The 4,760-nt window shown below is 67.1% G+C and carries 5 protein-coding genes; 3 read left to right on the top strand and 2 right to left on the bottom strand.

Features of this window, described 5'->3' with window-relative positions; translation table 11 throughout:
- The coding region (locus ACWCPY_RS42930) for an SAM-dependent methyltransferase (protein ID WP_451274597.1) at nt 1-482 on the top strand (482 nt) is incomplete at its 5' end.
- Nucleotides 483-529: 47 nt separating this feature from the next.
- Here ACWCPY_RS42930 and ACWCPY_RS42925 read toward each other — a convergent pair.
- Nucleotides 530-2,122 carry a pentapeptide repeat-containing protein gene (locus tag ACWCPY_RS42925; protein WP_451274595.1) on the bottom strand — a complete coding sequence of 531 codons (1,593 nt, stop codon included), beginning with the start codon at nt 2,120-2,122 and terminating at the stop codon, nt 530-532.
- A gap of 43 nt (nt 2,123-2,165) precedes the next feature.
- Nucleotides 2,166-2,615, bottom strand: a complete 450-nt coding sequence (locus ACWCPY_RS42920; RefSeq protein ID WP_451274593.1) for an IS630 family transposase — start codon at nt 2,613-2,615, stop codon at nt 2,166-2,168.
- 120 nt (nt 2,616-2,735) lie between these two features.
- Between ACWCPY_RS42920 and istA the strand changes: the two genes are divergently transcribed.
- Both istA and istB read left to right on the top strand, forming a co-directional pair.
- The gene (gene istA, locus ACWCPY_RS42915) at nt 2,736-4,130 is read left to right on the top strand and encodes an IS21 family transposase (protein WP_451274591.1); all 1,395 of its coding nucleotides are present in this window, start codon (nt 2,736-2,738) and stop codon (nt 4,128-4,130) included.
- Nucleotides 4,127-4,760 (top strand): IS21-like element helper ATPase IstB (gene istB / locus ACWCPY_RS42910; protein ID WP_451274589.1); only part of this gene is annotated, 634 nt, incomplete at its 3' end. The genes istA and istB, both read left to right, overlap by 4 nt.

Raw genomic sequence — 4,760 nt, 5'->3', positions numbered from 1 at the left:
TTGCTGTAGGTGAACAGCGTGAAGCCCCACATCTCGGGGTGGCCGGTGTCTTTCAGGCGGCACAACTGCAGGTCGCCGTCCGCTTCATCGTCGCCATCGACGGCGGCGGCCGGAGACGGTGCTCTCCCATCCCTCGCTGCGGAAAGACGCTGGATCTGAGCCGACCGATCGCCGTGGTGATGAACGCGGTGCTGCACCTATCCCAGACGATCAGCGGCCGGACCGCATCGTGCGTGTCAACTGGACCAGGCCGCGCCGGGCAGCTATTTGGCGCTGACGCACGCCGCGCCGCGCCGGACCCGACCCATCCGGACGAGCAGAACGCCATGCTCGCCGACTACCAGAAGCCCACCGGCGTGCCGTTCACCAACCGCACCCCCGAGCAGATCGCGGCTTGGCTCGACGGCCTCCAGATCCAGCCTCCCGCGTTGGTGCCGATCGACGAGTGGCGCCCGAGACCGAGCTGGAGCCGATGCTGCTGACGTATGGCGTGCTGGCTCGGAAGCCGATCGACGGCCGACGGACTGCCTCAGACAGTCACCTCGGCTGACCGTGCCCGAACCTGCTGGAGGGTCTCGTCGGCGCTTCCCCGCCAGGCCCAGCCCTCTGTGAGGGCGGCGCCGGCGGTGCGGCATTCGCCGTGGAACGTGGCGTATCCGCCGCCGCCCGGCAGCATGAAGTGCACCTTGAACGCGCTTCGCTCCAAGTTGGTGGTCCCGTGGAACTGAGTGCCCATGAAGTCCGCACGCGCGAAACGGCAGTCACTGAGGTCGAAGTCGATCAGAGTGGCGGCGGAAAGGCTGAGATCGACTCCGGCCCAGAACTGTTCGCGCGGCGGGGAATCCGGCGCCGCCCCGGGAGCGTGAGGGCGGAGGTGGTCGGTGAGGATCTGCTGCGCAGTCCGCCGCAGCCTCAGCTCGGCCACCTGCTCCGCGGTGAGCGCGGCTTCATCGCCGACCTCGAACGCCAGCGGCGCCCTCAGGAATCCGCAGACTGCGTCGACGATTCTGGCCCGCTGGTCGGCGCGGGTCTGACCGAGCGCGTCGAGCACGTGCAGTCCGGACAGCCGCACCGCCGGGTCGGCGTCGGCGAGCTGGTGGGCGTAGGGCGCCACGGACTCGTCCGTCACCAGCCGGTCCGGCCCGTTGTCTTCGGGACGCAGCACCCAGCCGAAGGGCCATTCCTGAGGGCTGAACGACTCTTCCGCGCCGTCGGCTTCCGAAGCGTCGTCTTCCTCGGCGACAGTGTCCGCGGTCGCGCCAGTGAGATCCACACTCGGCTGGTCCAGATGGACCTGATCGCCGAACCAGGCGTCGCCGAAATCCGCATCCGCCCCGAACCGTGCCTTCCAGAACCAGGCCGGACCGTGGAATCGCGCGCCGTGAAAGGACACCCGATCGCGGAAGCAGGTGCCGTCGCTGCCCTCGTACCAGCTCTGATATTCCTCTTGAAGCACAGCGTTTGGCCAGCCGGGATCGGCCTCGTTCGGCTCGCGCCAGGGGATCTGCACCCCGAACGGATCCGGTTTGTCAGAGAGCAGATCGCCGTCCTCGTCGAACTCTTCGAATCGGGAGTCGTCCTCCTGGACGGACTCCTCACCACGGCCGAACCAGGCCAGATTGTCGAACCGGGCGCCGGCGAAGCCGGCCGGGGAGTGGAACCGCGCCAGCCCGAAGTGGGCGGCTCCGCCGAACCTGACGTCGGCGAACGACGCCTCGCCTTCGAACACGGCCCGCGCGAAGATCGCGTCGTCGCGGAAGTGAGCGCCGTCGAATACGCAGCGGCCGCGGAAGTGGGCGTCCGCAAAGACAGTCAGGCCGAAGGAGCAGCCGCTGAAGTCGACGTCCGGCAATACGGCGCCCTCCAGGGCGAAGGCGAGGTGGTCTCCGCCCCGCGCCAGCGCGACAAGAAGCGCGACAGCACTGTCGACAGCTTCCACAACCGTGCCGCGCAGGTAACGGCACACGGCGTCGGCGGCAGGCTGGCGCAGCGCGGGATGTGCCTGGGCGAGTATCTCAAGCTCCTGCAAGCCGGCGTGGTGCGCGTCGGCGTCCGGTCCCGCCAAGCAGTCGGCTATCCGCTGAAACTCCCCGGAGGCGTCCGGTTTCGTCGGTGATCCCATGCCGTCAGACCCTAGCGCAGCACCGCGTTGATCCTTCGGGGGTTCATGTGGCTTTGAGTGGGGAGCCGTCGTAGGTCCAGCGGTAGGGCTTGGCGGCGTGTTCGTCGTAGTCCAGGACGAAGTCGTCGATGCGTTCGGTCAGTTCCTCGCGGGAGGTGAACTGGTCGTGGCGCAGCAGGCGTCTGGTCAGGGTCGAGAAGAACAGCTCGACCTGGTTGAGCCAGGAGGTGTGTTTCGGGGTGTGGTGGACGGCGAAGCGGGGTCTGGCCGCCAGCCAGGCCCTGGTCTTCTTCGAGGTGTGGGACGAGCCGTTGTCCATGACCAGGTGGATCTGCTGCCCGGCGGGGATGGTGGCGTCGAGTTGGCGCAGGAACCCGATGAATGTGTCGGAGTCGTTGCGGGCGATGGTGTGGGTGAGGACCTGGCCGGTGTGCACGTCCAGGGCGGCGATGATCGACACGGTGTCGGCGTACACATGAACGTGCCCAGCCACGTACGAATGAACGTGCCCAGTTTTTGACGTGCTGAGGAATGCTGTTGGGCAGCCTGCTGCTGGCCTGTTCGGGGTGGTGGCGGAGGGCGGCTCACGGTGGTCTTGGACCCGCAGCGATGGATGGAGCTTCGGCGGTTTCGCGGGCTTTTCGAGTCCGGGGCAATGAGCTTGTCCGAGATCGCGAGGGAGACGGGGCTCAATCGCCGCACGGTCCGCAAATACCTGACCACCCAGGCCCCGATCTCTCCGCCTCGTCGGTCATCGACCGGGCACGCTCGTGGACGGATGGTGGACGATGTTGCGCCACTGATCGACGCGATGCTGAGGTCCGAGATCCTGATCAAAGGTGCCGTGGTCCACGAGCGGCTGGTAGCGGAATACGGCTTCACCGGCAACTACCAGCGGGTGAAGCTCTACATGCAAGAGGCCCGGCCCCGAGTCGCAGAACAACTGGGCATCAGCCCAGGCGAGCTGGCCGGCCTCCATCGCAGGTTCGAAGTGGTCCCCGGAGCACAGGCCCAGGTCGACTGGGGAGACGAAGGCAAGATCCTCGCCCACGTCGGGATCCCGAAGGTCTACTCGTTCCACATGACCTTGTCCTACTCGCGGGACCCGTTCTGCTGCTTCACCACCAGCCAGGACCTGGTCACGTTCTTCGACTGCCATCGTCAGGCGTTTGCCCACTTCGGCGGGGTGCCGATGTCGATCGTCTACGACCGAACCAAGACCGTCGTCCGCCGACACGTCGCACCGGGCGAGGCGGTCCCTCTGCATCCGGAAGCAGTCGGATTCGCCGGGCACTACGACTTCGACATCGACGTCCTGGCCGCCTACCGGCCCACCGGAAAGGGCCGGGTCGAGCGGCAAGTCCTCATCGTCCGCGACCACGTCCTGGCCGGACGGGCTTTCTCCTCCATCGAGGAACTGGACTCCGCGTTCAACGCCTGGGTGCCCTTGCGCCGAGCCAAGTCCCACGGCACACACGGTGAAGTCATCGGCCACCGCGCGATCCGCGACCACATGGCCTTGAGGCCGCTGCCAGCGACGCCCTATGTCGTCACTCAGCGGCACCTTCGCCATGTCGGCAAGGACTGCCTGGTCGCCTTCGACGCGAACCTCTACTCGGTGCCGGCCCGAAAGGTGCACCCGCGTCAGCTGGTGGAAGTCAGGGCCACGAAGTCCCAGATCACCCTGCATGCCACCACGCCGAACGCCGACGGCGAGACCCTGCTGGCCACCCACCAGCGGGCCGTCGGCCGCGGGGCCTGCGTCGTCGACGAGAAGCACTGGGACGGGCTTCCCGACGGACGGAACCGGCGAACCACCACCGGCGACGTCCCACCACGGCCCCGCCACCAGGAGGCCTTGGGCCACGAGGCCGGCTCGCTGATGGCTCTCCTCAACCGGGCCGCGGCCGTCCGAGTCGAGGTCGGCCGCAGACCGCTGTCCGTCTATGACGAACTGACCGGGACACGTCCCTTCACCACCCACCCCACGCCGGAGGAACTCACTTGAGTGAGCTGGTCAGCACCCGTATCCGCAGCACGGCCGCCAAGCTCGGCCTGCCCCACCTGGCCGAGAGCCTGACCCAGTACGCCGACAGAGCAGACGACGCCAAGATGGGCTACCTCGACTTCCTCGACCTCGTCCTCGCCGAAGAACTCGCGGTCCGCGACGACCGGCGCTTCCGCCAGGGCCTGCGGCTTTCCAAGCTGCCGCACCACAAGACCCTGGACGAATACGACTTCGCCTTCCAGCCCGAACTCGACCCCCGCAAGATCAAAGACCTGGCCACCCTCGCCTTCGTCGAGGCCAAAGCCAACGCGGCCCTGCTGGGACCGCCCGGCGTCGGAAAGACGCACATTGCCGTGGCTCTCTCCGTCGCCGCCTGCCGAGCCGGCTTCTCCGTCTACTTCACCAGCCTCGACGACATGGTCCGACAGCTGAAGGCAGCCGAGACTGCGGGCCGGCTCAACAGCAAGCTCCGTACCTATCTGCGGCCGGGCGTCCTCGTCGTGGATGAGGTCGGCTACCAGCCGCTGGAGCGAGCCGAGGCGAACCTGGTCTTCCAGGTGATCTCCAAAGGTTACGAAAAGGGCTCGATCATCCTGACCTCGAACAAGACCTTCAGTAAAGCGCACATGT

The sequence above is a fragment of the Streptomyces sp. NPDC002403 genome (genome assembly GCF_053593015.1).
This window is presented reverse-complemented; position numbering and strand designations above follow the sequence as displayed.

What these genes read in the sequence shown, in the direction of transcription:
- ACWCPY_RS42925 (WP_451274595.1), bottom strand. Translation starts at nt 2,122, where the DNA reads ATGGGATCACCGACGAAACCGGACGCCTCCGGGGAGTTTCAGCGGATA.
- istA (WP_451274591.1), top strand. Translation starts at nt 2,736, where the DNA reads ATGGAGCTTCGGCGGTTTCGCGGGCTTTTCGAGTCCGGGGCAATGAGC.